Source organism: Sphingobacterium sp. BIGb0116, assembly GCF_024808035.1.
GTDB lineage: Bacteria > Bacteroidota > Bacteroidia > Sphingobacteriales > Sphingobacteriaceae > Sphingobacterium > Sphingobacterium paramultivorum.
Map to the genome: position 1 here is coordinate 263,167 of NZ_JANUDT010000003.1, position 26,111 is coordinate 289,277.

Below are 26,111 nucleotides of genomic sequence, written 5' to 3' on the forward strand. Positions count from 1 at the left end.
TGTTTGAGTTTAAATTCTTTTGCTATAGTTGGATCAAAAGTTATACCCAAAGGACGTTGAAAAGCTTTAACCGTAGTTTTTGAAAGGAAATAACGTAGCTTAAGTGAGATGGTCCCGAAAAAAACAGGTCGATTACGTATTTATAGCGCTAAAGAACCTGATTTATTTTTCGACCTTCTCTTTTTTGCTTCGAGGAACAGGTGGTTTTACGCCAACTGCAGTGGTGGAACTTTTACTTTGAACATCTTTTACCTTAAGAGACTTACTTTCGATATCGTTGTGGTCTGTATTCGCTTGTTTGGCAACTGGCTTTTTTGTTGTATCAGCATTTCTATTTGCTGTACTTTTGGCGGGTACTGTGATTTTTTCTGCAGTATCATTTAGCGTAGGATCAACGGCCAGCTGATCAAGATCTTTCTTGGAGGAAGCCTTAGTCTTACTATCGATCTTTTTAAGTTCTCGATGGTTTAATTTCTTAATTTTCTTCTTTTTGATACCCTTGCTTAATAATTTAGCTGCTTTTTCTATGCGAGAGTTGAGTTTTTTGTCACTTAAATAATCTTTTAGGTACGTTAGTGAATCTTTTAGGTTAATGACAATGTCATTTCGAAAGACGTTTTTTGGGGATGTTTTTGCCATGATCTAATGCTTTATATATATGGTTATATAAATATAATATTAATTTAATGTTATTTAACCTATTTATGGAAGGTTTTAACGTGAATAGCGCCATTGGCCTGCAAGACAGGTGGAATAAAGGCCCCCTGCAGACTGGACTTGTTAAATTATAGTATTAAATTTTTCTGAGCAGTTCTCAAACAATTGAAAAGCTTCTTTGGTTGTCTATTTTAGTTAGAAGGACAATTTCATGAAAATAGCCACCTATAATATTAATGGCATCAACGCACGTCTTCCCGTGTTGTTACGTTGGTTAGCAGAAGAATCGCCTGATGTCGTATGTCTGCAGGAGTTGAAATCTCCGCAGGAACGTTTTCCATTGCAAGAAATTAATGACATCGGATATCATGCGGTTTGGCATGGTCAGAAAAGTTGGAACGGGGTTGCGGTACTTTCCAAATATGAGATCGAAGAAGTAGCTAGAGCACTTCCAGGCGATCCCGAAGATGTACAAAGCCGTTATTTGGAGGTTATGATCCAGCAAGTCGTGATTTGCTGTCTTTATCTGCCCAATGGCAATCCATTTCCGGGGCCCAAATTTGACTATAAGTTGAAGTGGATCGAGCGCTTAGCAAAGCGGGCCAAAACGCTGCTTAGTATGGATGTTCCAGCGATACTCATTGGGGATTTTAACATTATTCCAACAGAAATGGATACGTATAAACCTGAAAAATATGTCAACGATGCATTGTTTAGAAAGGAGGTGAAGGAGGCTTTCAGTCAACTTCTTGAAGAGGGCTGGCAGGATTCTATTCGTCAGCTTTTTCCAGATCAGCAGGTTTATACGTTCTGGGATTACTTTCGCCAGGCTTACAGTCGAAATGCTGGTTTACGTATAGACCATATCCTATTGAGCCCTTCAATTCAGGATCGTTTAATTGAAGGCGGAATTGATCGCGATGTGCGCGGATGGGAGAAGAGTAGCGATCATGCGCCTACATGGATTCGATTACGAAATATCAGCACGAATGGCTAAGAAGATAAATACCAGTGCGGGATTGTTATTGTATAAATTTCGGGCGTTAGAAATTTATTTTTTCTTAGTACATCCTGGAGGACCCTATTTTACTAAAAAAGATGAAGGCTCGTGGACAATCCCTAAAGGGGAAATCGATTTGAACGAAGATGAACTTGATGCGGCCAAAAGAGAGTTTATTGAAGAGACAGGCTATCTTCCCCGTGGAAATTTTATTGCGCTAAATGCTATTCAACAAAAAGGAGGCAAAATAGTTAAGTGCTGGGCAATTGAAGGAGATATAGATCCTGCTAGACTTGTAAGCAATACCTTTGAAATGGAATGGCCGCCGAAATCAGGGAAAATGCAAACTTATCCTGAAATAGATCGTGGCGATTGGTTTACATTTACGGAAGCCAGGAAGAAAATAAACGAACGACAGATTTCTTTTCTGGAGCAAGTTATTGTTCATGGGAAATGATTGCTTATTTCAACACAAGTTTATTCTGCAAACGCTATCGAGCAGATTTCATTGCTTTAACTTTTGTTGTATTTTCATCCGCTACAAATTTCCGATAAATAGCTGTTTCCATTCCGCATAACGCGACCTTGCCTTCACTATTACTATGAATCCCATACCCATATGTCTTTGTAAGAGGGGAGGCGCGCAGGCATGCTTGTCCTCTAGAGAAAAAAACTGTTCTTGCTTCGGGATATTCGTCTGGCGTTAGGTCCCTTCTTTCCGCATAGACTTGGAAAATAATATCGTCAGATGTATACTGATAAGGTGCTGCGGCGATTAACTCATATTGTCTTTCAGCTACGGTTTTATGGCGTTTTGATGGTGGAATAGTACCCTTAACTACTTTGGTATCTGTCGCAGCTTCAATTAAAGTATTGAAGTAATTTGTCGAATGGGTTTTCATAATTTTTATTTTTCTTTAATCAAAAGGCATGTAATGATAGAAACAAAAATAATAGAATATCTTGCGATCTGATAGTGGATCGCAAGATATCTTATGAATTACTGATTATTGTTGCTGTTCTATATTACAGTGCTGCTTTTATAGCGGCTAGGCAATCGGACTGATATTTCATGATATTATCTTTATCCGAAGCGGAGATTTTTCCTTCAACAAGATTTTTTTCAATCTCATTTTTTATATCCAATATCGATTTTTCTTTGTCCAATGCTTTTTCTGCAGATTCTGCATTGATGCGGTCTACCCAGGTTTTGCCTAGCTTTGTATAAAGCTCTTTAGCTTTATCATTGGAGAGGACTGGGGCAGTCACTGAAGCAATTGCTGCATTGGCCGCGGCTTTATCTGAATAAACGACTGCTTCCGCATCTTTTGTTGCAGCATCTTCTGAGGTTTTCATGGCCTCTTCATTAGCGTCAGCTGCTTTTTCCTCCGCATTTTCCATGTGCTCGGTTGCTTTTTCTTGTGGTGTTTGATTGTTACATGAAACTAGAATTGCTGCAGTCGCTAATGAAGCGAGTAATGTTTTGTTTGAAATCATAATATTATTTATTTAGTGACAATGGTTAAATGACAATTTTTACTGATGAATAGTTTTACGAACTAAAGACTAACATCCTATTTTTGCGTAAATATTACGGAAAATGTGGCTTATACTTGTTTGTTGTAAACAGTTCATTATGAGTTTTGCGGCGTTTTGCTTCAGGACTTCTCAATCTATTAGCCAATAATATAAAACCGTATAAAAATTTCGCTGATAGCTTATATTCTTTCGAATTCTTTATATGACGTTATTTATACTTTAATTGAATAATATCCAAGATAATCCAAACAAAGTCGTAAAAAGTATTGTTGATTAAATACAGACTGCTTGTCCGGTCATGAAGAAAGTTTTAAAGCTAGGCACCTTTCCAACCTAGCTTTTTTATTTTTCACCGAAATAACCAATTAATAAGCCTCAATGCCAGCCATTCAGATTATTCAGATTCTGAATAATTATTGGACAATCGTTTGATCCGCTTTTCGTAGTTATTTTTTTCTATATTAGCCTTAGATATGACATGTTTGAAGAGGGGTGCTAGATTTTATTATGCGTGGCAAATTATCTCTTTTGAGAATTTCCTATTATTAGTAAATTAAAAGATTAAAAACTAGCAAAATATGCGTCAACTGGAGTGCCACGAAGAAGAAATCCAACTATGCGGTAAGATCCAATATTTCGGTTTCCTTTGTATTTTTGATGAGAGTGGGTGTATTGCCGCAAGTGAAAACCTGTCTGCAGTACTCAATATTCCTATAAACGGAATCTTAGGGAGATCGATCGAGCAGCTACTGCCTTTGATATCGTCCGAACCGGAGTTGAATCTCAAAGAAATTGAGATACAGATCACAGGGGAGATATTTACACGTTTTGTAGAACGTATCCGTATCAAAAATGTAGATTATTATCTAAGCATTTACCGGTATGATGAGAAAACATATCTTGAAGTCGAGATCTGTAGTGAGAATCAATTAAAAGCGACCCGTTTATTCTATTATGCGAAATACCTTGAAGAGCGTCACGGTAATGCTTGGCAATCATTGACTGTACTGATCCGCCAGATTATTGGTTTTGATCGTGTCATGGTATACCGTTTCGAAGAGGACAATAGCGGACAGGTAATTGCAGAGTCCATTGCAGACGGGATGACCTCATTGATGGGGTACCGTTATCCGGAATTTGATATTCCGGCACAAGCACGCGCGCTGTATGTTAAATTCCCTGCGCGCCATGTAGCAGATATTGAGGCACCGACTATTGCTATACAGGGCCTGGAGGCTCGAGAGGTTGATTTGACACGCTGTAGCCTCAGAGCATTGTCTCCCGTACATTTACAATATCTTAAGAATGCGGGTGCACGTGCCAGTGCCAGTTTTTCCATCGTTATCGAGGGAAGACTCTGGGGGCTGGTGGCCTGCCAGAATAGTCTAGCTTTGAATGTGGACCTTGCCCAACGCCACTTATGCGCCTTCTTAACGCAGTATGCTATAAATTATTACCTTTCAGAATATCAAAGGGAAAATCTTGTCGCGCAGACTATTATGGGCGTTATGGAACGTGACCTAAAGTCTGAATTATTGGTAAACAGTGATATCGGAATCGTGCTTGAACGCTTCGCTCCGCAAATCTTGGAAATAGTGGAGGCAGACGGATTGGTGATCAAACATGACCGTGGTTCCAAAACTTGGGGTGTAGTACCGACAGAATCAGAGCAACGACAGATTGATCGTTATATAGAAAAACAGGGCGAGAATGACTTATTTTTTACATCAAATTTTGTTTATGATGGTGCTGACTTAGAACAATCGCTCATATTTCCCGGTATTTTACGTATAAATATCCTTCCCAGTAATAAATGGCACATCTATTTGTTCCGTAAAGAGCATGTATACGAAGATGTATGGGCCGGAAAACCCGAAAAAATATATCATTATGATCCCGAAAGGGAAATAGAGTTTCCGTCACCTAGGACATCTTTTGAAGCTTGGCGTGAAACGATGAAAGGCAAGTCCATCAAATGGAAAAATGCCGAGCTTTCTTTTATTGAAAAAGTTGCACAAATAACCCAACAAGCTATTGCGCAACGGGGCGGGGAGATTGCTCAGCTCAATAAGGAGCTCGTAAGATCGAACAATGCCTTAGATACATTTGGCTATACATTGACTCACGATCTTAAAAACCCTCTTTCTTCGATAAAGCTTGCTGCACAGATGATGTTGATGAAAGATGATCTTCCTAAGGATATACTACGCAAAATGGCACTAAATATTATGGATGCTACCGTGCTGATCACTGAGATGATGGATAAGGTATATCAGCTCACGCAATCTAATTATGTAGCCTTCAAAACGGAACTGATCGACCCACGGAACAAAATTCTTAATATTCTCGAAAGTTGCAAGCAACAGTTTGACAGTACAAGGTTGGAATTTGTCTTAGGGGAGACCTGGCCCATTCTTGGGGAAAGAACACTGTTATATCAGCTGTTTTTAAATCTGATCGGCAACGCTGTAAAATATAGCAGTAAAAAAGATCAGCCAAGGGTGGAAGTTTATAGTGAAAAACACGGCCATTCAGTTTACTACTATATCAAGGACAATGGCATTGGGATGGATATTCAGGATGACAGTAATATATTTGACATTTTTAAACGGCTGTCAAATTCGCAGGGCTTTGAAGGATCGGGGATTGGTCTTTCCATTGTCAAACGTATAGCGGATCGTCTTGATGCGAAAGTTACTGTAGAAAGCGAGCTCAGCGTGGGTACAACATTCTGTGTTAAATTTAGAGGTTGATAGATAATGATGTAATTTACAAATCCATTATGGTATCCAAACCACGTTTTAATCCTTTAAAGGTACCCATTTTGGCAAGGGCAATCTTAATGCCATTCAGATAGGGTGCTACACCAGTTCCAGCTTCATGTTTGATGATTAATTTTTCATCTTCCATACCAAAGATGGTCTCGACACCTAGTACATAACCCGGTAGTCTTATCGCATGCACCTGAATACCATTGATATCACCACCACGAGTCTCTTTGTTGCCAATGGTATCCTTTATGGGAACTTCAACCTTCGGCGTTTTAATTTTGGAAAGACTATAGGCTAATTCTGCGACTGTGCCGCTTGGTGAGTCTACCTTTCTTTGGGATGCATAATCTATTATTTCAAATTGATCGATATATTGAGCAGCAGTCTCCGCAAATTTCTTCAGTAAAACAGCGGTAATCGAAAAATTACCGGCAGCTAGAACGGATACCGCGCTTTCTTTCGCATGCTCTTCAATTTCTTCATAATCCTGACTTGAGAGCCCTGAAGTCCCAATAAGGACATGCCTACCTTTATCTATCGCATTCAGGATGTTCTTCTTGGCAATAAGTGGAGTGGTAAAGTCAATTAAAATATCAAAATCAATATCCTCCATCGCATTTTCTATCGTATCAAATAGGGGAATCGGAGACGTTTTTATCTTTAGAATCTCAGCGAGATTTTCTCCTGCATAAGAGCGTGAAAGCCCGCCGACCAATTTATAGTTTGTATCGTCGATTATATTTTTACTCAATTCTTTACCGACCCAGCCTGTTGCTCCTGCAATAAACACCTTTTTCATCATTGTTTTTTTAACAATTAATAACTATAGATAAGCTGTTTTTGTTTCAATAATCACCTAAATGAGGTAATACTTACTTTTATTTTACACAAACAAGAAGGATCTTTAATTTGTTGTATTAGTAAAGTGTATTCAATTTTTTAACTATTTGTCCATGATTATGACCGAAAAACAACTTCTACAAATGCTTATCCGAGTTCAGGATGAGTTATGCATTACCATTTCCATCAATACCCATCGCACACATCCTGATAACCTAAGCGACCGAATAAAGATCAAAAATTTTATCGGAGAAGCGATTGATAGACTAACGGATAAGTATGATAAGAGGGTCGTTGCTGGTCTCATCAAACAATTGGAACAGATAGCGCATGAACTTGATATTAATTATAATCTTGAAAGTCTGCATATCTTCGTTTCAGATACAATAGCAGAAGTTTTCAAGTCATCATGGGAGACAAACCAAGAAGGTGTCCATATTAGCAATACATTTGCTGTACGCCCTTTGGTTAAGGAGATTGGCCGTCAAACCAGTTATCTTGTGATGTTGCTCTCGCAAAGCGGTGTTCATCTTTTTCGTGCCTTGAATGGGCGCATTGTTGAGGATATCAGTAGTGAAGAGTTTCCTATTGCCGAAAATCAATTTTACAATACATTTCCCGATAAAAGTAGCGATGCCAAACATCTTGATGACCTCTTAAGGGAATATCTTAATCGGGTGGACAAAGCTCTCCTGCGCTATATTGGGGACACAAAGAGCGTAACACTCGTGTTTTGCACGGAGGATAATTATAGTAAGCTCTTACAGGTTGCGGATAGACCTTCTATCTATTATGGATATTTACCAATAGATTACAATAACATTGAAACACATCAGTTGGAGAGCCGTGCCTGGAATTTTATGAAACAGGAGTTGGTACGAAAAAATGAAGACTACTTTAAAGAGCTGGAAGCAGCTGTGGGCAAGGGTTTAGTGATCACTGATCTGCAAGAAATTTATCGTGCATGTCAAGACGGCCGTGGGGATATCCTAGTCGTTCAAGAGAGCTTCCATCAAGCCGTAAAGATTCTTTCAGATCAGGATATAGCGATCGTAGACAAGCCTATCGGATTAGACACGATCGACGATATTAGCAGTCTATTGGCCCTATTGATCGACGAAAGGGGAGGGCAAACCGTATATGTTCCCCAGATACCGAATGAGGAATTGCAACCTATTGCCCTTAAGATTAGGTACTAGCGGCGGTTAATTGCACAATGGTAATTAAGATGTCTATTATTCATTGCTAGGTTAATTGTTTCGTGCAAATGTAGATTTATTATAGAAAAAACGAACGACTTCGCCCTTTAATTTTTATCGTACTGAATCGCTATTTCGACGAAAAATGAGACAAGACAATCATTTCGGCTCGGAGGCTATTAAACTAGTATTTATATTTGAGGAGTAAATCAGCAATGAAACTTACAATAAATGGCAGCAGCGACGATCGGATGAGTCACTCAAAGAGCATGTGAAGCTTGAATAATTTTTATGGAAAATGAATTTTAAATGCATCGTTTAGATGAGTGTTCCAATAGTGCATGCTTTATCCCGAAAAAAAATATACCTATTTTATAAAGTAATCGATCAATTTGATTATGCAAAAGCCTCTCGATTTACCAAAAATCAGAGGCTTTGTTTTTAGCCTCAGGTCAAACGTAATCTTGAATAACAAGGCCAATTCTGTGGAACAGGCCTTGTTATTTATATTGTTCAATCTAAGTGAGTTTTAATCATTTCCATGATCTTCTGTCGCAAATGAAAATTTAACTGATTTTTGCGGATAAGCCTCCATACTCTTACGGCTTGTATTTTTGATAATGGTTTTGATACTAACGCGATCGCCCAATTTATAGTAAGTTTCTACGGTCTGATAATCCAGTAGGTAGGGACCACAAAAGTAGTTCCCATTATCATCTTTTTCGATGATTCCCTGATAAAGCCCTGTTCTTGTCTCTTTTGGCATGTTAATTTAATTTGAAGAACAAAGGTAGCAAGAGTATTTGGAGAAATGATATTAAAGATGAAATTAGGGACATTTTATTAAAATCTGGAAAGACGGCTCCCTTAGGCCGTTCTATATATAGTATATGTTTTCGTTCCATAGGGCGCGAATGTAAAAGGGGAAGCGCTTATTGGAATGGATGACATGAAGAGGGTAGGATTTTGTAATTAAAACCGGTAACCTATGGATAATGCGGTGCGGATACCGGCAAAGGGTCCGCTAGTGCTTAGTGTTACACCATCAGCATTTACTTCTTTTTTGATCTTCATGAGATTACTGTCAAATTCATCCAGTTGTCTCTTTACTTCGCGTTGCTCGTCAGCATTTAATGGGGTTTTCCCTTCGAACTTTCCATTGTTGAAGCCATAACTGGGACCGACAATGCGCCAATCTAAATAGATATTTTGTCCAAGCCTCCATTGATTACCGACAGCGACACCAGCGGTAAAAGCATTTAAGGTACCCGATATAGGTACTTCTTTGTGATAATTTGATTCGTCGACGGTAATCTTTGTGTGTACACTGTAATTGGCGTATTTGACAAAGGGTGCGATATAGAATCCCTTTAACACTTCTTTATTATTGATGTAGAAACGTACTTCTGGGGTGATGGAAAAAGCCCCTAATTTAGCTTCACCCAAAATATTATTATCATCGTCAAAAGCAGATTCCCATAGGGATTTAAAGGGTAAGTTGGCATTTGGACGATAACTGATCGTTCCATTGATCGATAGATGCTCATTGAGCGATCTTTCATACTCCAGTGCAATATTCCCAACAGATAGAGGCCAAAGATTTAATTTGATAAGATTTGATTTTTCTTGTGCTTTTAATCCAGAGATAGTACATATCCCAAGTGTAAGCACCGCAAGGTAGTGCAATTTCATCGTAGTTTTTTCAAAATTCAGGTAGCAAAGATATTGGAATATATGATTTCAGAGAAATCTAAGACATCGATATTTTGACCTAAATGCGTAAAACTGGTAGATATTTCTGTAATATATATATTGGTGTTATCATCTAGTATAACGAAATTTGTGAAGGGCCTTGATTGCAAAAAATGATCAGGCCCAAAACTTTTAAACTTAATCACATGAAATCATTATTGCCTTTGCCCTTAACGCTAATCATACTTTTCTTATGCGGGGATATTGTTCGTGGACAAGATAAGGAGTCTATGGTACGTATTTCTGAAATTGAGGTTTATGTTGAACACCTCGAAGAATACAAGACCATTTTAAAAGAAGAGGCTGCTGCATCTATGGCGCTCGAAGAAGGTGTTGTTGCGATCTTTCCAATGTTCAAAAAAGATAATCCGACACAGATACGTATCTTGGAAATCTATCGGGACAAGCAAGCCTACCTTGCCCATTTGAAAACAGCACACTTTTTAAAATATAAGTCAACTACACTCCATATGGTGAAATTATTGAAGCTCATTGATATGGACGTATTAGATCCAGAAACTGCAAAACTTATGTTTACAAAAATGAAAGAATAGGTGCGGTGCTGAGAAGGAATTTGACGATCAGTAACATGTAGGATTTAAAGCATATCGGATTTTAAATTATATGCTGAGGGAGCGTACTCCCTCAGTATAATTAACAAATTAAAGTTTGTTGCCTTCTAAAGTACTTATACTTTTAGCAGGTATTGTTAAAGAGTAGACGCCTGAACTATTCGGATTCACAGCGCCGACGTTACCCCAATGACCCGAACTACTTGAAGTGGTTTGGTAATTGTTCAATGCGCCGCTTGCAAAACCTGTAAGGTTGATATCCAATGGAACAGCTGCAGTACCCGTGTTAGTGACAACTAAAACAAACTTACCTGTTTGTGGCTCTTTGTAAGCCGAAATCAATAACCCATTTCCATTTTGAACCGCTACATTGATTCGCATATAACCTGCTTTGATAAATCTGGAATAATGTCCCATCACATCATACGTTTTTGGAAATTCCAAGGAACCATCACTCTTTGTACAAATAAGCGCCTCATTATTTTGAAATGCTAGCATACCTAGCCAAAACACATACGCATTGGCGTTACAATCCGCAAGAAGCTTGTGCATATTAACCGCCAGTTTCAGGCCACCTTCAATGCCATTGTCATAATTGCCGCCATCATCGGAAGCTTCTGTTACCCACATCGGTTTACCTCCAATACTAAAATTCCACATGGAAGGACTCTGGTTAAATCCACGTTGACCAGTGATGATGCCGCTTATCTCTACGTAGCCATGCCCGGCGAGGATGTCGACTTTGCTTCTGTCCATGCCTGAAAGGAAATTATCGGCTGTTCCCCAGGCCGCATTCTCAGAAGATATGATCTTGGTGGATTGAAGGCCCGCACTGTTTAATTCGGGACGGAGGTTGTTGGTAATAAACTGTCCCAGATGTGAAGAGTCCCAATAAGAAGCATCCCAGTCAGAAAAGACATTTTCAGGCTCATTTGACGGAGAAATAGCATTGATTGTAATTCCCTCGTTCTGAAACGATTTTACAAATCCAGTCAGATAGCGAGCAAAAGCTGTTGAAGAAGTATTAAAATTAAGTCCATTAAACCATTTCGCGGAAATACTACTCGTATTGGTCTTCATGTATAATGGCGGAGTCCAAGTACTTGCCATAACGAAGGGAACTTCATAGCGTTCTTTCGCTTTCTTGATGATCCAGACCTGCCCAAGCTGTTCTTTTTCGTCTGCTGTCAAATTCTGATAAGTCGTACTATTGGGATCCACGTCAATCGAAACTCCTGCCGGTTTAATGGTAACGACCTTGGTCTGTTGGTTAAAAGGGTAGGTATGAAGTACCTTACCACGAAGGATATTCAGTTTCAACCCACTGCCTCCCCATAAATAATCCAGGATACTATCTCTTTTTGCGGATTCAAAGAATGGAACAATCCGACCTCCGAATGCACCAAATCCATCAATCTTTTGATAGGTTTGATCCCAATTCAATGTTGCAATTGTAGCTCCTGCTTGCGCAGATACTGCAGCTTTTTTGTTAAGTTGCGCCTCCGGACTCTCAAGAGTCAATGAATTTTTTTGGCAACTAAAAATAGAAAATGTGGAAACTACGGCCAAAACAGTATAAAGTCTGTTCCAGCGACTGGTTAATTTTAACATAACTTAGTTTTTAAGATTTGTGAATGAATCATTAATTTAATTGTGCTTGGTTTTCCAAGCGGTTCTCATCGTCGTTGTTTTGTTTGCCTCCTTTCTTTAGTTAAAAAAATAAACATTCACCGATTTCCACATTGGTTAGTTTCCGAAAATTAATAATATTTTGGGAGAATTTATTATTACTCCTATTATTTTAATTTTATTTTTTATTGAATTAAAGATAAATACATATTTTTTTAATGATAACTTAATTCTATTCCTTCTTTTCTGCCGAAGATGAAGATTAAGCTTGTCATTGATTATGCATTAAAAACTGAAATCCATCGTCTTTGCTATAAGTCAGATGGTCAGCTATTTATAATAAAGTGTTATTGAAAGGTACGAATTGTTACTGTAAATATGACAAGGTTGAGTTTAAAAGGGACGATACTTCTTCATGAAGTATTGTCCCTTTTAATGGATGTAAATTAAGAATAATTTGCTGTAAATATGCTTGTTAAGGTAGAGTTGTTAAATTTATTGAAGGTGCTGTGCCAGAACCCGGTTGTGTGAACTTCGTTCCTGGATTTACGACGGTATTGAAAAAACCGCCATTTTTCAGGAAGAAGCTATTTCCGGTTGTTCCGCCAATAGCGTCTATACGTTGGTTGTTTGAATAGGTCGCATCAACTGTAAAGGTACTTTCCACGACTTTCAGCCAAGTTCCAGTAGCTGTACGAACCCATTGATTACGATATTCTGCAGAACGGCCAAGGAAGCCGTTGTCGGCATTGAAATTTTCGAGGAAGCTATGAAATCCCGTTAAATAGGTGTTTGTTTTGGGACGTTTCCAGCTTGCAATGAGTATCCAATTGTTGGTCGAAGGATCATTAAACCATGCCGTAAAATCAGTACTTCCATTGTTATCAGGTTCTCCCTTCAATAAAAATTTATAAGTAGTGGCGGCAGTCCAATTATACTTGAGGTAGCTTTGTCCACCAGAACCTTCGCCACCAAACTCACCTGTTGTCGTATTTGTCCCTTTTCTATTTAATGTGATGCGATCCTCTGCTGGTATTTGGGACGGGTTATCGGTGCTATATGGACTCCAAACAGAAAATAGTATTCTGCGCTCTGTCGCTGAATTGACCTGCATACCGAAATATCCTTGGCCGAACCCGTTTGCCATAAAGTAAGAACCTATCTTATCTTCTCCGGCAGGCACTTTCACCTCGCTATAATAATAGGATACTTGCTGATTTGTTGGAATGGTATAACTAAAATGGCAGGATGGGCCCCGTCGCGACCAATAGTAAGTATTATCTACATTATTGTCACTATAAATTACAGTGCCATTTGTTGCCGAACTGTCTAAAATCAAGTGTGATACATCTGCAAAATAACCGCCTGACTTGGTCACACCTTGAAGATCCATTTTTATATATCCCGCCGTATTTAGCGAATAGGTACCGACCGTGTAATCCTGTAATGTTCCACCCTTAAGTTTGATTTGCTTGCTTACACCGTTGATTGTTAACTTCACCGTACTACTATCGCCTGAAGGTAACACTTTAGCCCTTATTTTAACACGTAAAGCGCCCGCTTGGGGGACCTTAGCATAGGTACTGATCACGCTATTGGCATTGGTCCAGTTTGCCAATCCATTGCTATTGATGACTTCTACTGCACCGGAAGGTGCCGAAGTAACAAAAGCATTGCCACCTAAGGGAACTTCGTATCCGCTTAGACCAGGGGATGCGGCCCGTAGTGATAATTTCTCTTCTAAATTTGTTTGTACCTCGCTTTTTTGGCAAGAAAGAAAGCTTGCCAATACTGTACAGAGCAGTAGCGTAATTTTAGGATATCTCATAATTTAAATTTAATTGTTCACCCTAATTTTATAAATACAATTAAATTAAACGAAAACTATGCGATGCAATCGTTTGTGTGAATTGCTTTTGTAACAAAAGGGATACTTTAAGTAATAGTCATTATCCATTTAATGAACTGTCGTTAGGTAAACATTGCAATGCGCAATAGTTTAAATCGTCCCCAATGGTTGGTTTCAAAGAAATGGGCTGAGACCAATTATAAAAATTAAGCCAATGTCCGAAAATAATTTTGCTGAACTTTATAAAACTTGGTCGACGGATCAGTTGTTGTCTGTGGTAGACAATCCCGATCACTATGAGCCTTCTGTGCTTGAAGCTGCCGAGATAGAATTAAAAAGTCGACAGTTGACCACCGAGGAGTTGACGGCAGCAAGATATGTGCTTAAGCAATTTTACTTATGAATGCAAACCTGCTTTCGTCGTTTTTTTGTAAGTTCGCGACTTCAAATTTGTGGACGTTATTAAACAATGAACAGTTGCTGTAGGGACAATAGACTAATAAATAGTGTATGAATATTATTGAAAGCATAAAAAAGACGAATTGGTTGCGTATCGCATTATTTTACGGGTTGCTGATATTGGGAACTTTTGCCATACGAAAGCTTCCTAATATTTTCCAGATGGCTATGAAAGATGTTTTTAGTTTTCCATTGCCTTGGAATATGAATCACGGATTTATTATTCTGATTATCTCAGCATTTTTTTATGCTTTGTCAAAAGTCGTTTCCACCGTTACACTTTTTGGTCCTAATAAAATAAAGTCACTTTTGTTTCCATTCCTTTTATTTGCAGGATATGGTATTTATGGATTCAAAAATAATTACGGTGTCGATGAGCACGTATGGGCATTGTTGTTCTGCCTGTTTACATTGCTGTATGATATCATGGAGGAATTTACTTGGCGGGGCTATTTGAATGATAGTCTAGGAGAAATAAAATGGCCCATTAAAAGTGTGATTACGGGAATATTTTGGGCGATTTGGCATCTTTTAATTTTTGATAATTTTAGCCAATTTGGTGGCTTTGCCGGATTTGTGCTTTTGTGTATTGTCTTTTCGTTTGTATTGACTTTCTCCACCATAAGAACCAATTCAATTATAGCTCCAGCTACTTTACACGCACTGTTGGGGAAGACAAATTTAGTCACCCTGTTATTATTTATACTGTTTATTATTTTATTACTCTTTTGGAATAAGAAATTCAAGGGATCAACCAGCGATGCCGAACTCAAATCGTAGGAAATCGCTGGTGGACCATTGCTGCACGTAGCCGATCAATTTTGAGTATCTGACCATAAGGAGCAGAGGGCACAAACCATAGCGATCTATAAATAAACTGCTGCTTCCTAGGTCATTTAGACTATTCGGACAGTGTATCGGCATGTCGATGCATAAGCTTCCAGCTACCTTGCTCTTTTCTGAAGATTTCGGTGATTCTGAGATTGAAAATCACCACGGTATCTTGCCCTTTTATGTTGACGGACGAACGTTGTATACCCGTCCAATAGGCTAGTGTATCACTTGCATCTTGATGGATCACTTCAAATTTGTTTTGTGCACCCGGAAGGAAATTGGAAGCTCCTTTTTGGTTAAAATCATTGACCTGTAATAGCCCAGAAATGTATATTCCATTGGGCGGAAAAATTGTTGCAGGCTCATTTGAGACAGAAATATCTTTTAGGGAATCAAAATGACCCTCCACAAAATCTGTTGAGGCTTTTAAACGGATAGCCATAAATTTTTCGAAATCCAAGAGTGCATTATTAGCTGTTTTCATATCTTTTATCTTTGTTTAATTGATACAAAGTTCCCAAAATGAAATTATTCTAACCCGTGACTATCGTCACATAATATCAAGAGTTTAGCCTTCTCCTACGAATTCTGCTTAAGGTTTCTCGAGCTACTCCCAAAAAGGAAGCCAATTGAGAAAGTGGCACACGTTGTAGGATTTCAGGATATTTGCGTTCTAGATAAGACAGGCGTTCAGCAGCCGAATAGAGTTTAAATAGATTGGCAAACTCTTCCTGGCGTGAAGCAAACTGCCTGATACAATGCCGTCCCAACCGCTCTATTTCTATAGCCTGTGCAGCAAGTTCAAATAGTGTCGACTTATCAAAAATAATGGTCCTTAAGTCCTCACAGGCTACGATGTTAAATTCGGATTTTTGCCCACTGCCAAAACTTTGAATATTGGTAGCGATGTCGTTTTCAAAGAAAAATCCTGTGTTTTTGACAGTTCCATCAATAACATAATAACTTCTACAATAGCCTTTGTCGATAAAAAAGAGCGAATTGCAAACTTTACCCTGTTTCAGCAGTAAATCATTTTTTTTGAAGTTACGCAATGTCAATGCTGGCTGCAGCAAGTGCCAGCTATCCGTCGAAAAGTCAACCAGTGCGTGAATGTAATTGCGAAGATTGTCCATGGTCAAAATTAAAAAAAAAATTGAGTGCGCCTAAAGCCAATTTTTCTACTGTCGAAATTTTGGGAACTATTTTTTGAAGAGTTGTAATTATTTACTTAATGGCTAAGGTTTTCTTAGCGAGCTGTTTGTAGCGCTTCGGCTACAGGTTTTTTGAATATCGATTTTAACTTATTGTTTAACTTTTTTTTGAACTACATTTATGATACCTATTCCGTCGAAACCTACACCTTAGTGTATCTTCTTCGCTGGATATCGATGTTATTAACGTAAAGAATATGCTTTTATCTGTAGTTGCTGTTTTGGTATTTTTATTGAATGTTACGCTTGTTTTCCTCAGTATTCGACGAGAAAATACATTATTTCAGAGACACCTTATGATTATTCTCTCATTGGGTTTGTTTCAGATTCTGTTCGGATTTTTATGCAACCACTTGTTTCCTGAGTGGCTATATCTTTTGCTGATCTTTCCTAATGGATTATTGTATGGACCCGCTTTGGCACTATTAGTTCATGATCTCATTGCCGGATCTACGGTATTTGGTTTGTGGAAGCATATGTTCCCTTTTTTTGGAGCCATGCTTATCTTTGTATTGCTATGCAGCAATTTTACCCTTCGATACCAGTATAACCTCGACTATTCCATCTTTCTTAATTTTTTATCTTACATCCATCTACTAGGGTACATGGTTTGGTTGTGGTTTGAAATGCGGAAAAACGATTTTTTAAAATTTAACCTTAAAAGAATAATCTTTTTTGCTAGTATAATTGTTTTTGTTTTTTTGTCCTCTTTTTTGATCTTTAGAATGGCCTATTTTGATGTTAATTTTAATATTCATCGGGGATTCAGTATAGGCTTATATGTGATCTTCCTGTCAGCAATCAAGTTTGTTGTGCCTCCAGATGCAAAGTTAATACAAACAGAAGCCTTTAATGCAAGTAAAATTTCTGTAATTCCACAACAGATACTCAAGCTCGATATAGTGCGGCAGTTGGAAAAACAGAAAGGCAAACTTTCTCTTCCTCCAATGAGTGCAGAAAAACAGCTAGAATATAGAAAAGCCATTGACTATTTTATACAAACCTTAGCATATTTGGATAGCGATCTCAATAAGGAAAGCTTCTGCCAGCAAGTGGGTATTCCTGTACATCAGGTAGGGGCTTTTCTCAAAGATGAGTATGATAAAGGGCTGAATGGATTTATCAATCAATTGCGACTAAGCTATGCAGCCAAACAGCTGCGCTCACAGGAACTCGTCTACACCATCAGCGATCTGGCTTTTGTTTGTGGTTTTAATTCTAGGGCTTCTTTTTATCGCAATTTCCAAACTGAATTTGGTTGTTCTCCCCATCAATATCGCTTAGGTTGTCTTTCAATGGTATGTGGATAAATTTGAATTGTCTCAATTTGTGGGGGCAATTTTATTTTTTCACAAAAGAAATGTTTTCTTTTTATCGTAAAAACAGTTGTCCCGCCTTAAGGGACATTAGGCTTATTTTCTTTTGTAAGAAGCTTGTTATTAATTGTTTACGGTTTATTCCTTTTTGTATTATCGCTGAGCGATAAATTTATCCGCGATGATATGTCCTTTGTTTGAGACATGCTATTCCGATCGATTGATAATCTTTGTCAATAAGTTTTTATGTCTTTGACAATGAATCTATTCGTATCTGAATGGATGTAAGGTAGAAAACTGAGGACTGTTTATCAACCCAAAAAAAGAAGATTATGTATTACGATTTTTATCTGTATTATTTGAGCTACCTGAGCTCTCTTTACAATGGATATCCCTTAATTATTCGAATGACCTTGGTGATGGTCATGTTGTTGGCAGTAATTACACTATGTGGCATACTGCGCTTATTGTTTATAGGGTATAAAATAAATCGGGAAGAACGGCGAAAGAACAAAACGAAACAACATTTTGAGGAGAAACTGGATTTTGTTATGCGTAACAAAGCGAACTATGATGTCGAGGAAATCCAGGCTCTTCTGGACTATGATGTAAGTAAAGTGAAAAAGTGGAAATGGGAATTGGTGACCGATCTTGTTCTTTCGGTCAAAAATACGGTAGAGAAGGCAAGTGCACTTAATGTTATTAATTATAAGAATTGCCTTGAAGCGTTGGGATTGACGCGTTTTTGGGAAAAACGTATGCGCGTTGCTGCCATTGACCGTCGGCGTGAAGTCTTACAAATTGTGGGTGAAATAGATAATGGAGTGAATAGTGGGGTGCTCTCCAAGTCAACATTTCATAAAGATATCCAACTGCGTAAGGCAGCACGTGACCTGTATACCAGTCAAGACACCTATAACCCATTCCGATTTATGGAGGAAAACTTTGATGAAGCTTTCACTCAGTTGGATAAATTACGTCTTCATGCCACATTGATTAAAAAGTCAAATGAAGGTAAATTGCCCAATTTACTTCGCTGGATTAATAATTCAAAAAATCCAAATTATATCATTTTTGTGCTTCGTGAGATTGGTTTCTTCAAACAATATGAGGCTTCAGCAACTTTATTGACACTTCTTGATAAACAAGAGAATAAGGATGTGCGGGCACAGATCGTAATGACGCTTGGAGAACTCGACTATTTTGAATGTGCACCTGTGTTAATCGATAGGTTCGCCTTGGAGAATAGCAGTGTCAGAGAGGCTATCATTAAAGCGCTGGGTGGTCTGCGTGATGAACACACGTTGGCTTTCCTTGTAGAGACCTATCAGTCAACAGCAGATGTAAATATCAAATTGCTTGTGGCGCGTTCTATTAAATGTCATGGTGAACAAGGAAAGCAGAAACTTCATCAGCTAAAAGAAGACGCCCGATTTGGCGCCAAGGAGAAAGAGCACCTGCTGCTGGATCAGGTGTTTTCAGAAAATATTTTCGTATCAGCCTAAACTTTTAGAAAAATGGTATACTTCTTTACTTATCTTATTTACTTTTATGCAACTACACTTGCTATTTTCTATATAGCATTGCTCGTAATGAGCTATTTTAAAACGATACATTATCGTTATTCTTACACAAAAAGAGACGAACATTATCTAAAAAACTTTCCGAAAGAGGCGCCAGGAATATCTATTGTTGCGCCAGCATTCAATGAAGAAGTGATTATCTCTGATAGTGTCAACTCTCTTTTAAATCTCGATTATCCAACCTTTGAAGTAATTATTGTTAACGATGGTAGTAAAGACAAGACCCTAGCGATTTTAATAGACGAATTTGAACTAGAAGAAGTTCCTTATTATTATGTCTATAAAGTATACTGTAGGCCTGTTCATCGCATATTACGATCCAAAAACCCGGCTTTTAGTAAGCTCATTGTGGTCGATAAGGAGAATGGTGGAACAAAGGCGGATGCAATGAATGCAGGTGTTAATATGGCTCAATACGCCTATTTTATCAATACCGATGTTGATTGTATTCTTGCCAAGGATACCCTGAGCAAAATTATTTTGCCTGTATTGGATAGTGAACAGCATGTGATTGCAGTCGGAGCGACCATGCGTATGGTGAATAGCTGTTCGATAGACAAAGGACAAATTACACGTGTAAGACCACCAAAAGGCCTTATTCCTCTTTTTCAGGAAACAGAATATCTCCGATCTTATCTGGTAGCCAAAATGGGCTGGTCGATGCTCAATGCTATTCCAAACGTATCCGGCGGGTTTGGTCTCTTTGATACTCAAGTGGTGACCTCTGCAGGCGGCTTTGATTCGGCTTCTCATGCCGAAGATATGGATATGACGGTGCGGATGGTAGCCTATATGCGGGAAAACCGAAAGAAATACAAGATTGCACAATGCCCATATAGTCTCTGTTGGACAGAAGGACCACCAAATATAAAAGTGCTGAATAGGCAGCGTACCCGATGGGGACGTGGTATGCTGCAATTCATTATCGATCATCGGAAATTCTTCTTAAACAAGGACTATGGCCGGCTTGGATTGCTTGTGATGCCTTACATTGTTTTTTTTGAATTTCTGGCTCCAATAATCGAGTTTACTGGATTTTTATTCCTGTTGTTTTTATTGTTTACGCATCAGGTCAATTTTGATACATTTTGGATGATGTTGCTTTATGCATACCTCATTGGTCTCTCTGTATCTATCATTACGGTATCGTATGATCTGGTATTGAATAAGCTTTACAAAAACTTTTGGGAATACCTCAAGCTCGTGCTGTTTTCAGCATTTGAAGCTATTATATACCATCCTTTGGTCGTGGTTTTTACCCTTAGAGGATACATTCAATATTTAACTAAACGAAATTTCAAATGGGGACAGATGACCCGTCAAGGGTTTTCGCCTTCAAAAAATGTTAACGCTGCCAATAACAATGTTTAAGAAGTTTACATACGCCAGTCTTTTTATAGGAATTTCTGGCGCTTTACTGCTGGCAAATCCCAGCTATGCCCAAAGGGCCGGAACGACAATTGAACGAAATAAAGATGCCAACGAAATTAATGAACTCTATAGCCAGGGAAAGTGGGAGGAAGGAAAGAAAAAAGTCGATGAATTTCTTAAAAAAAATCCCAAAGATTCCGATATGCGGATGCTGCTCGGGAAATATTATCTTCATCGGCAACAGTACGATAAAGCGCGATATGAGCTTGTAAAATCACTTGAATATGCTCCCGCAAATGTGGAGTCCAAGCATATGCTTGTTGCTGTGGAGACCGAAACACAGCGCTATTCGAGCGCGATCTGTTATATCAATGAACTATTGGAAGTTAATCCTTATTGGAAAGGCTTGTGGCGCAAGAAAATTGAATTGTACCGGACCATGGGCAACCAGGTCGAGGCAGATCGCTTATTGAAGCGTATCGCCCAGATTTATCCAGAGGATACCGAACTTAAATCGGATCAGAATTATCTCCTGGAGAAACGTAGCGCAGAAATTAAAAAATCAGGCAAGCTTGATCAATCCATTGAAATGGGCAAAAAATTGGTCGAAGATCAACCTCGAAAACAGGATAGTTACTTTTCGATTATCGATAACTATATCAAGGCGGGCGATTTTAATAATGCACTGGTCTACACCGAAAGGGCACTAAATCAGTTTCCCCGAGATGCTGCTTTTGTGCAGAAGAAGATTGCAATATTAGAGCATCAACAACGATATCCTGAAATCCTGACATTTTTGGATGATCAACTTAAACATGGTGGTAGTGGCAGTTTGCGATCGCAATACAATTATTTTTTGCTTGAAGCGGCACGAAATGCTAAAAATAATGACCCTGCGAGCTTATACGGAAAAATATTTGATGGCGCACCTGGAAATAAGGAGGCTTTTGATTATGTGTATAATGACCTAATAGCAAAAGAGCAGTATGAAGGTGCTATTGTTGCTTTAACTAAACATCGTCGTAGTGTAGGCGGGAGTAAGGAGTTAGACATGAGAGAATTGACGGTGTACAAGCGTATGGGGAGTCAAGCCAAAGTATCAACTTTGACGAAAACCTATTTTGCAAAATATCCCGGAGATACCGATCTCCGTGAATCCTATGTCACGCTCACTTTACAGCAGGCGAAAACGAGTTTTCAGGATGGAAAAATTGGGGTAGCCATTAGTGATTGGAAAGATGTCATACGTTATGGGGATGATGCATCGATAGCGATAGCGCAACAGGGATTGTACAATGCTTATGTGACAGAAGGTCGGTATCAGGAGGCGATTGTTGTTTTGGACGATATTCTCCTTGACGAGCCAGGCGATGCAACACTGCTGTTAAAGAAATCGGATCTGTACAATAAGCAGGGACGCTACGATCAAGCGCTTTTGATTTACGAACAGGTGTTGGGTAGAGCGAATGAGGAAGAGCGTCAGCGTTTGTTGAGCGGCTATAGTGACATCATGATACCACGTGTCAAAAACCTACTTGAAGCGTATAAACTCACTGAAGCGCAACAGTCTGTCGACAGGTGGCTCACCGTTGATCAATATAATCAAGATGCACTGCTTTATATGATCAATATCTGTTATCAGCTGAAAGACAACGATGCCATGTTGCGTTATGCACAGATTGCCGAAGGACAATATGCCGATGATGTCGCGTTTAAGATAAAACTCGCTGAAGCAATGACTCATAAGGTAGAGAAACTTGCGGACTCTTGGGCACTTTTACATAGCCAGGTAAAACTCAATCCCTTCCACATACCTTTGGTAAATACTTTCACAAATACGACAGAGGAATACGCCGGACGCTTGCTAAAGGGAAAGGAGCATGAGATGGCCTTGAACGTCATCGACACTGCATTGCACTACAAAGACAACAAGGTGCTGAAATATATGAAAGGCCTAGCTTATGAGGGACTAAGAAATTACGATTCGGCATACTATTATCAGAAATTTTATGAACCCTCACTGCTGGAATTGGATGATTTCAAAAGCCACCTCAATTATTTGGGGCAAAAATCTTTCCATAATACGGTTTCAGTATCGCATTTAAGGGCTAGGTTTGGTGATGACTATGCTATTTCAACGATCTCAACAATCGATTATACCCGACTAAATGCAGATGGGAGCACTTACACGGGGCGGGTAAATTATGCTGGTCGTGCTGAAGGCAAGGGAGTTCAGGGACAATTTGAATGGGCAAGACCATGGACAGCAGATTTGTCCAGTCGCATGGATGTCGCTTGGGCCAATAAGTATTTTGCTAAAATTGCCTTGAATGCAGCCGCAATTTATACCTGGAAACCCTCTTGGGAAGCCGAGGCGGGATTGGGTTTTCGGAGTTTCTATACCAAGCAAAATCTGTTTAATCTGAATCTCGGAATCAGCAAGGAAATCGAGGATTTTCGCCTTAATGCCAAGTTGAGCAATTTCTATCTGAATAGCGCTGGTCAAGGGCGATATCTCTATAGTCTAATGGGAAAAGCGCAGTACTTTATGAATAGTCCCAAAAACTATGTATTAGCCATGGGAAGTATTGGTAACTCCCCCGATATTGACTTGTTGGACAATCAATTCTATAATAGTTTTAATTTCTTCAATGCGATGGTAGGAGCAGGATTAGGACGATCTATCAGCCGTAATATTGGCGTGAGCGCAATTGGTACCTGGTATAATTTCCAAACAGGAAAAGAGTTGGACAACAGTACTTACCGAAATTTATATAATCTATATCTTCAGTTAAATGTATCTTTTTAAGGTCGCCATATTATTTATTTTACAAATTTTGCTGTTAAGCTGTGCGGGTGAGGCGAGTACATTCAAGTTTGAGTCGCCACAGCTCACCATAGCATCCAATGGTGATAAAAGCAGTCGTAATGCGGCAGATTATTTATACTATCACCTAAAAAAACGCATTCAAAATAGAACGGCCTTTCAGGTAAAACGTTCGGATCAGATCAATCTTCAGGGAGCAAACACGGTGTACCTGGAGCTTGTTCCGGATTTGGATTCCGATTATGAAATCCGTAATGAAAAAGATCGGCTTTCTATCTTTGGACGCGAGTATGCTACACTATGTTGGATTTCCTATCTTTTAATTGATCATTTTTCAAATTTCCATCAGTTGGATGTCGCTGACCTGCCACCCAACTACCTAAATTTTAACAGTCATAAAGGGCATTTTTCGATGCAATACCGCGAGCCTCATTTACCATCAAATCTGGACGCGGACTATGCCGGGATACTGTTGACCAAAGCTACAGATCGCGACTGGGGAATTTGGGGGCATAATCTAAAACGCGTTTTTGGAAATAGCATACCGACCAATTCCTATGCATTCGTAGACGAAAAGAGAATAAATGAGCAGTATTGTTTTTCAGCACAGGAAACCTACAATGCGATTAGTTCATATATAAGAGATCAATATGGCGATGGAACAAAGGCACCAACCCATTTTATGATAGCTCCAAATGACAATGACTTGGTTTGTACCTGTAACGACTGCCAAAAAAAGGGGAATACGAAAACCAGTGCCACTGCAGCAGTTGGCGATCTGCTTAATCGGCTGGCACAGGAATTTCCAAAACACCATTTTTTTACCCTCGCTTATCGATCCACTGCCGAAGCGCCGAAAAGAATATTAATGGAGAATGTCGGTGCATTTGTTAGCACGATCGATTTGCCAAAAACTGCATTTCTCGATTTGAATTCGGTTGCTGTGTCTAGTTTTTCAATACTAGCGAACAATTGGAAAACAAAGGTAAGGCATCTGTACGGCTGGGATTATGTTTCAAATTTTGACGACTATCTCACGCCATTTCCGGTCATGGAGCGTGTAAAGAAACAGCTACCTTTTTTTAATAGCCTTGGCATTGATGGGCTATTTCTAAATGGTAGTGGCTATGATTATAGTTCGTTCGAAGATGTAAAAACTTATGTATTTGCCGCCTTAATGATCGACCCATCGTTGGAAGTGCCACAATTGATAACAAACTACCTGCAACGGTTTTATCCAAGTACCGGAAACTTGCTATCAAATTACTTAATTGGACTGGAGCGTAGCGCCCTTAAAAGAAACCACCCAACGGATGTTTACTCCTCCTTTCGCGAGGCTTTACGGACGTATATTGACCAGGAAGAGTTTTTTCATTTCTATGAGAAATTGATCCAATTGAATAAGTTCACCGTGGGTAATGAACGGGAGAAAATCGACAAATTATTAACGGCATTGGCTTATACCAAACTTCAAATTCAGTATGCTAGCGCAGGAAGAATGCAGGGCGATATGAAAAGGACGCCAAATTTGGAAACCAATAGCGATAACAAAGAAGAGGCACTGGATAGACTGTCTGCCTATACAACCTATGCTGACCTGAAGAACTACAAGGAAGAGGATGGAGCAATTCATAGGTATATCCAGGACTGGAAAGCGTTTGAGGAAAATTCCTTCAAGCGGAATGACTTTGCGCAAGCACAAGCAACAGGGTTGATATCGAAGCAAAGTTGTGAAGATAGTTACTTATTAAGTGATGGGTTAGACGGTTTTGCCAGTGATTTTAATCAGGGCTGGTTCCTAGCGGGTGAAGATATCGTGGTTGACGGTATCATCCATAATGAGTCCGAGCAGAAAAAGAGATTTACACTACGTTGCCTGGTGCATGCCAAGCATCGAATGCTAGTGCCAGATCATGTTGAATTCTTTTGCAATGGCCGCAAAGTAGCAACTTATACGGCCGATGATTTTGAATTACAATCGGGAGTTGCTGTGTTGGAAAGGGAGGTCGGACTGGAAAAAAATGGAACGGTTCAACTAAGAATATACAAGAGTAAGGATATTAAAAAATCAGTAATTGCCTGTGATGAGATACGGATATATTAAAAATGCAATTTTCGCAGCTGTTATGCTGCTATTGGGGTCATGTATGGATATCGCAAACCGCAAGACCAGTATAGAAATTGAAGATAATGAGCGGCACTATTATCCATTGCTAGCCGGCCAGGAAAAAGATCTTTCTTTCAACTTGAAAAATATAGGTAAGAATCCGATGATGATCACTGATATCATTACTTCCTGTGGCTGCCTGAAAGTTGAAGAAGGGTTAGGGGCATTTTCCATCCCCCCAGGTAAGGAACGCTTATTGACATTCAGTTACAATAGCGCAAAAAATGTGGGTTACGTCAAACATTATATTACGTTATACGGAAATTTTGAGAAATCACCCATTCGCGAAATAATATTTGATATCAATGTGGTGCCAAATGCGCTGTATACGAAAGATTATGAAGAGCTCTATAGTGAAGAGATCCGGGCGCAGGGTGGATTGAAAACCCTGGTAGACGGTGCAGAAAATAATAAGGGATATTTTATGGATGAAGATTTTAATAAGAGCATTCATGACAAATAGCTATGGGCTATATCTTGGGAGATGTAATTCCTGTTAATTATTAGTTTATAATACGTTAGTGATGTCAGTCAT

Annotated in this window: 23 protein-coding genes; 13 read left to right on the forward strand and 10 right to left on the reverse strand. The window is 39.0% G+C overall.

All coding sequences use genetic code 11. The annotated features are described in order from the left end of the window. Positions 1-162: 162 nt before the first annotated feature. Positions 163-639, reverse strand: a complete 477-nt coding sequence (locus M2419_RS09970; RefSeq protein WP_159726838.1) for a hypothetical protein — start codon at positions 637-639, stop codon at positions 163-165. A 229-nt stretch (positions 640-868) separates the two neighbouring features. Between M2419_RS09970 and xth the strand changes: the two genes are divergently transcribed. Next, positions 869-1,654 (forward strand): exodeoxyribonuclease III, encoded by a 786-nt coding sequence (xth, locus tag M2419_RS09975; RefSeq protein ID WP_159726836.1) that lies wholly within the window; start codon positions 869-871, stop codon positions 1,652-1,654. Further along, the gene (locus M2419_RS09980; RefSeq protein ID WP_159726834.1) at positions 1,647-2,114 is read left to right on the forward strand and encodes an NUDIX domain-containing protein; all 468 of its coding nucleotides are present in this window, start codon (positions 1,647-1,649) and stop codon (positions 2,112-2,114) included. Before xth ends, M2419_RS09980 begins: the two co-directional genes overlap by 8 nt. A gap of 34 nt (positions 2,115-2,148) precedes the next feature. Here M2419_RS09980 and M2419_RS09985 read toward each other — a convergent pair whose 3' ends face one another. Next, on the reverse strand, positions 2,149-2,559 hold the full coding sequence (locus M2419_RS09985) for a DUF6157 family protein (protein ID WP_159726832.1): 411 nt from the start codon (positions 2,557-2,559) through the stop codon (positions 2,149-2,151). Between the two features lie 124 nt (positions 2,560-2,683). Next, the gene (locus tag M2419_RS09990) at positions 2,684-3,154 is read right to left on the reverse strand and encodes a hypothetical protein (RefSeq protein WP_075992526.1); all 471 of its coding nucleotides are present in this window, start codon (positions 3,152-3,154) and stop codon (positions 2,684-2,686) included. 620 nt (positions 3,155-3,774) lie between these two features. On the opposite strand from M2419_RS09990, the gene M2419_RS09995 reads away from it, so the two are divergent. Next, complete coding sequence (locus M2419_RS09995) at positions 3,775-5,949, forward strand: ATP-binding protein (RefSeq protein ID WP_259254901.1); 2,175 nt, start codon at positions 3,775-3,777, stop codon at positions 5,947-5,949. A gap of 16 nt (positions 5,950-5,965) precedes the next feature. Here the strand turns inward: M2419_RS09995 and dapB are convergent, their stop codons facing one another. Continuing rightward, positions 5,966-6,769, reverse strand: a complete 804-nt coding sequence (gene dapB, locus M2419_RS10000; RefSeq protein WP_259254902.1) for a 4-hydroxy-tetrahydrodipicolinate reductase — start codon at positions 6,767-6,769, stop codon at positions 5,966-5,968. 151 nt (positions 6,770-6,920) lie between these two features. On the opposite strand from dapB, the gene M2419_RS10005 reads away from it, so the two are divergent. Then, complete coding sequence (locus M2419_RS10005; protein ID WP_153845939.1) at positions 6,921-8,006, forward strand: hypothetical protein; 1,086 nt, start codon at positions 6,921-6,923, stop codon at positions 8,004-8,006. A 529-nt stretch (positions 8,007-8,535) separates the two neighbouring features. On the opposite strand, the gene M2419_RS10010 is transcribed toward M2419_RS10005, so the two are convergent. After that, on the reverse strand, positions 8,536-8,772 hold the full coding sequence (locus tag M2419_RS10010; RefSeq protein ID WP_075992529.1) for a hypothetical protein: 237 nt from the start codon (positions 8,770-8,772) through the stop codon (positions 8,536-8,538). A gap of 206 nt (positions 8,773-8,978) precedes the next feature. Continuing rightward, positions 8,979-9,698, reverse strand: coding sequence for a DUF3575 domain-containing protein (locus M2419_RS10015; protein ID WP_259254903.1), 720 nt, complete (start codon positions 9,696-9,698; stop codon positions 8,979-8,981). Between the two features lie 206 nt (positions 9,699-9,904). Between M2419_RS10015 and M2419_RS10020 the strand changes: the two genes are divergently transcribed. Then, on the forward strand, positions 9,905-10,312 hold the full coding sequence (locus M2419_RS10020) for a putative quinol monooxygenase (RefSeq protein ID WP_182332123.1): 408 nt from the start codon (positions 9,905-9,907) through the stop codon (positions 10,310-10,312). Positions 10,313-10,420: 108 nt separating this feature from the next. Here M2419_RS10020 and M2419_RS10025 read toward each other — a convergent pair whose 3' ends face one another. Together M2419_RS10025 and M2419_RS10030 are read right to left on the reverse strand one after the other, a co-directional pair. Continuing rightward, a complete protein-coding gene (locus M2419_RS10025; protein WP_153845942.1) occupies positions 10,421-11,941 on the reverse strand; it encodes a glycoside hydrolase in 1,521 nt (506 codons plus the stop codon). A gap of 493 nt (positions 11,942-12,434) precedes the next feature. After that, the gene (locus tag M2419_RS10030) at positions 12,435-13,787 is read right to left on the reverse strand and encodes a DUF3472 domain-containing protein (protein ID WP_259254904.1); all 1,353 of its coding nucleotides are present in this window, start codon (positions 13,785-13,787) and stop codon (positions 12,435-12,437) included. A gap of 235 nt (positions 13,788-14,022) precedes the next feature. On the opposite strand from M2419_RS10030, the gene M2419_RS10035 reads away from it, so the two are divergent. Beyond that, complete coding sequence (locus M2419_RS10035; protein ID WP_153845944.1) at positions 14,023-14,211, forward strand: hypothetical protein; 189 nt, start codon at positions 14,023-14,025, stop codon at positions 14,209-14,211. Between the two features lie 107 nt (positions 14,212-14,318). Continuing rightward, positions 14,319-15,047 carry a CPBP family intramembrane glutamic endopeptidase gene (locus M2419_RS10040; protein WP_200845524.1) on the forward strand — a complete coding sequence of 243 codons (729 nt, stop codon included), beginning with the start codon at positions 14,319-14,321 and terminating at the stop codon, positions 15,045-15,047. A 121-nt stretch (positions 15,048-15,168) separates the two neighbouring features. On the opposite strand, the gene M2419_RS10045 is transcribed toward M2419_RS10040, so the two are convergent. Both M2419_RS10045 and M2419_RS10050 read right to left on the reverse strand, forming a co-directional pair. Beyond that, the gene (locus tag M2419_RS10045; RefSeq protein WP_153845945.1) at positions 15,169-15,585 is read right to left on the reverse strand and encodes a DUF4440 domain-containing protein; all 417 of its coding nucleotides are present in this window, start codon (positions 15,583-15,585) and stop codon (positions 15,169-15,171) included. Between the two features lie 76 nt (positions 15,586-15,661). Continuing rightward, entirely contained in the window at positions 15,662-16,234 is a 573-nt protein-coding gene (locus M2419_RS10050) for a Crp/Fnr family transcriptional regulator (protein ID WP_153845946.1), read from the reverse strand. 803 nt (positions 16,235-17,037) lie between these two features. Here M2419_RS10050 and M2419_RS10055 point away from each other — a divergent pair. The 6 genes from M2419_RS10055 (at position 17,038) to M2419_RS10080 (ending at position 26,039) form a co-directional block, all read left to right on the forward strand. Further along, on the forward strand, positions 17,038-17,622 hold the full coding sequence (locus tag M2419_RS10055) for a helix-turn-helix transcriptional regulator (protein WP_159726824.1): 585 nt from the start codon (positions 17,038-17,040) through the stop codon (positions 17,620-17,622). 338 nt (positions 17,623-17,960) lie between these two features. Then, positions 17,961-19,133: a HEAT repeat domain-containing protein gene (locus M2419_RS10060; RefSeq protein WP_153845948.1), complete on the forward strand. Its 1,173-nt coding sequence runs from the start codon at positions 17,961-17,963 to the stop codon at positions 19,131-19,133. A 12-nt stretch (positions 19,134-19,145) separates the two neighbouring features. Continuing rightward, positions 19,146-20,582 (forward strand): glycosyltransferase, encoded by a 1,437-nt coding sequence (locus M2419_RS10065; RefSeq protein WP_153845949.1) that lies wholly within the window; start codon positions 19,146-19,148, stop codon positions 20,580-20,582. Beyond that, positions 20,575-23,391 (forward strand): tetratricopeptide repeat protein, encoded by a 2,817-nt coding sequence (locus M2419_RS10070; RefSeq protein WP_259254907.1) that lies wholly within the window; start codon positions 20,575-20,577, stop codon positions 23,389-23,391. Before M2419_RS10065 ends, M2419_RS10070 begins: the two co-directional genes overlap by 8 nt. Beyond that, the gene (locus M2419_RS10075; RefSeq protein WP_259254908.1) at positions 23,378-25,513 is read left to right on the forward strand and encodes a DUF4838 domain-containing protein; all 2,136 of its coding nucleotides are present in this window, start codon (positions 23,378-23,380) and stop codon (positions 25,511-25,513) included. Before M2419_RS10070 ends, M2419_RS10075 begins: the two co-directional genes overlap by 14 nt. Then, the gene (locus M2419_RS10080; RefSeq protein ID WP_259254910.1) at positions 25,494-26,039 is read left to right on the forward strand and encodes a DUF1573 domain-containing protein; all 546 of its coding nucleotides are present in this window, start codon (positions 25,494-25,496) and stop codon (positions 26,037-26,039) included. The genes M2419_RS10075 and M2419_RS10080 overlap by 20 nt, the downstream gene beginning before the upstream one ends. Positions 26,040-26,111 lie beyond the last annotated feature (72 nt).

What these genes read in the sequence shown, in the direction of transcription:
- dapB (WP_259254902.1), bottom strand. Translation starts at nt 6,769, where the DNA reads ATGATGAAAAAGGTGTTTATTGCAGGAGCAACAGGCTGGGTCGGTAAA.
- M2419_RS10025 (WP_153845942.1), bottom strand. Translation starts at nt 11,941, where the DNA reads ATGTTAAAATTAACCAGTCGCTGGAACAGACTTTATACTGTTTTGGCC.
- M2419_RS09980 (WP_159726834.1), top strand. Translation starts at nt 1,647, where the DNA reads ATGGCTAAGAAGATAAATACCAGTGCGGGATTGTTATTGTATAAATTT.
- M2419_RS10010 (WP_075992529.1), bottom strand. Translation starts at nt 8,772, where the DNA reads ATGCCAAAAGAGACAAGAACAGGGCTTTATCAGGGAATCATCGAAAAA.
- M2419_RS10045 (WP_153845945.1), bottom strand. Translation starts at nt 15,585, where the DNA reads ATGAAAACAGCTAATAATGCACTCTTGGATTTCGAAAAATTTATGGCT.
- xth (WP_159726836.1), top strand. Translation starts at nt 869, where the DNA reads ATGAAAATAGCCACCTATAATATTAATGGCATCAACGCACGTCTTCCC.
- M2419_RS10075 (WP_259254908.1), top strand. Translation starts at nt 23,378, where the DNA reads ATGTATCTTTTTAAGGTCGCCATATTATTTATTTTACAAATTTTGCTG.
- M2419_RS09970 (WP_159726838.1), bottom strand. Translation starts at nt 639, where the DNA reads ATGGCAAAAACATCCCCAAAAAACGTCTTTCGAAATGACATTGTCATT.
- M2419_RS09995 (WP_259254901.1), top strand. Translation starts at nt 3,775, where the DNA reads ATGCGTCAACTGGAGTGCCACGAAGAAGAAATCCAACTATGCGGTAAG.
- M2419_RS10080 (WP_259254910.1), top strand. Translation starts at nt 25,494, where the DNA reads ATGAGATACGGATATATTAAAAATGCAATTTTCGCAGCTGTTATGCTG.
- M2419_RS10035 (WP_153845944.1), top strand. Translation starts at nt 14,023, where the DNA reads ATGTCCGAAAATAATTTTGCTGAACTTTATAAAACTTGGTCGACGGAT.
- M2419_RS10015 (WP_259254903.1), bottom strand. Translation starts at nt 9,698, where the DNA reads ATGAAATTGCACTACCTTGCGGTGCTTACACTTGGGATATGTACTATC.
- M2419_RS10020 (WP_182332123.1), top strand. Translation starts at nt 9,905, where the DNA reads ATGAAATCATTATTGCCTTTGCCCTTAACGCTAATCATACTTTTCTTA.
- M2419_RS10005 (WP_153845939.1), top strand. Translation starts at nt 6,921, where the DNA reads ATGATTATGACCGAAAAACAACTTCTACAAATGCTTATCCGAGTTCAG.
- M2419_RS10040 (WP_200845524.1), top strand. Translation starts at nt 14,319, where the DNA reads ATGAATATTATTGAAAGCATAAAAAAGACGAATTGGTTGCGTATCGCA.
- M2419_RS10030 (WP_259254904.1), bottom strand. Translation starts at nt 13,787, where the DNA reads ATGAGATATCCTAAAATTACGCTACTGCTCTGTACAGTATTGGCAAGC.
- M2419_RS10060 (WP_153845948.1), top strand. Translation starts at nt 17,961, where the DNA reads ATGTATTACGATTTTTATCTGTATTATTTGAGCTACCTGAGCTCTCTT.
- M2419_RS10065 (WP_153845949.1), top strand. Translation starts at nt 19,146, where the DNA reads ATGGTATACTTCTTTACTTATCTTATTTACTTTTATGCAACTACACTT.
- M2419_RS09990 (WP_075992526.1), bottom strand. Translation starts at nt 3,154, where the DNA reads ATGATTTCAAACAAAACATTACTCGCTTCATTAGCGACTGCAGCAATT.
- M2419_RS10055 (WP_159726824.1), top strand. Translation starts at nt 17,038, where the DNA reads ATGGCCTATTTTGATGTTAATTTTAATATTCATCGGGGATTCAGTATA.
- M2419_RS10050 (WP_153845946.1), bottom strand. Translation starts at nt 16,234, where the DNA reads ATGGACAATCTTCGCAATTACATTCACGCACTGGTTGACTTTTCGACG.
- M2419_RS09985 (WP_159726832.1), bottom strand. Translation starts at nt 2,559, where the DNA reads ATGAAAACCCATTCGACAAATTACTTCAATACTTTAATTGAAGCTGCG.
- M2419_RS10070 (WP_259254907.1), top strand. Translation starts at nt 20,575, where the DNA reads ATGTTTAAGAAGTTTACATACGCCAGTCTTTTTATAGGAATTTCTGGC.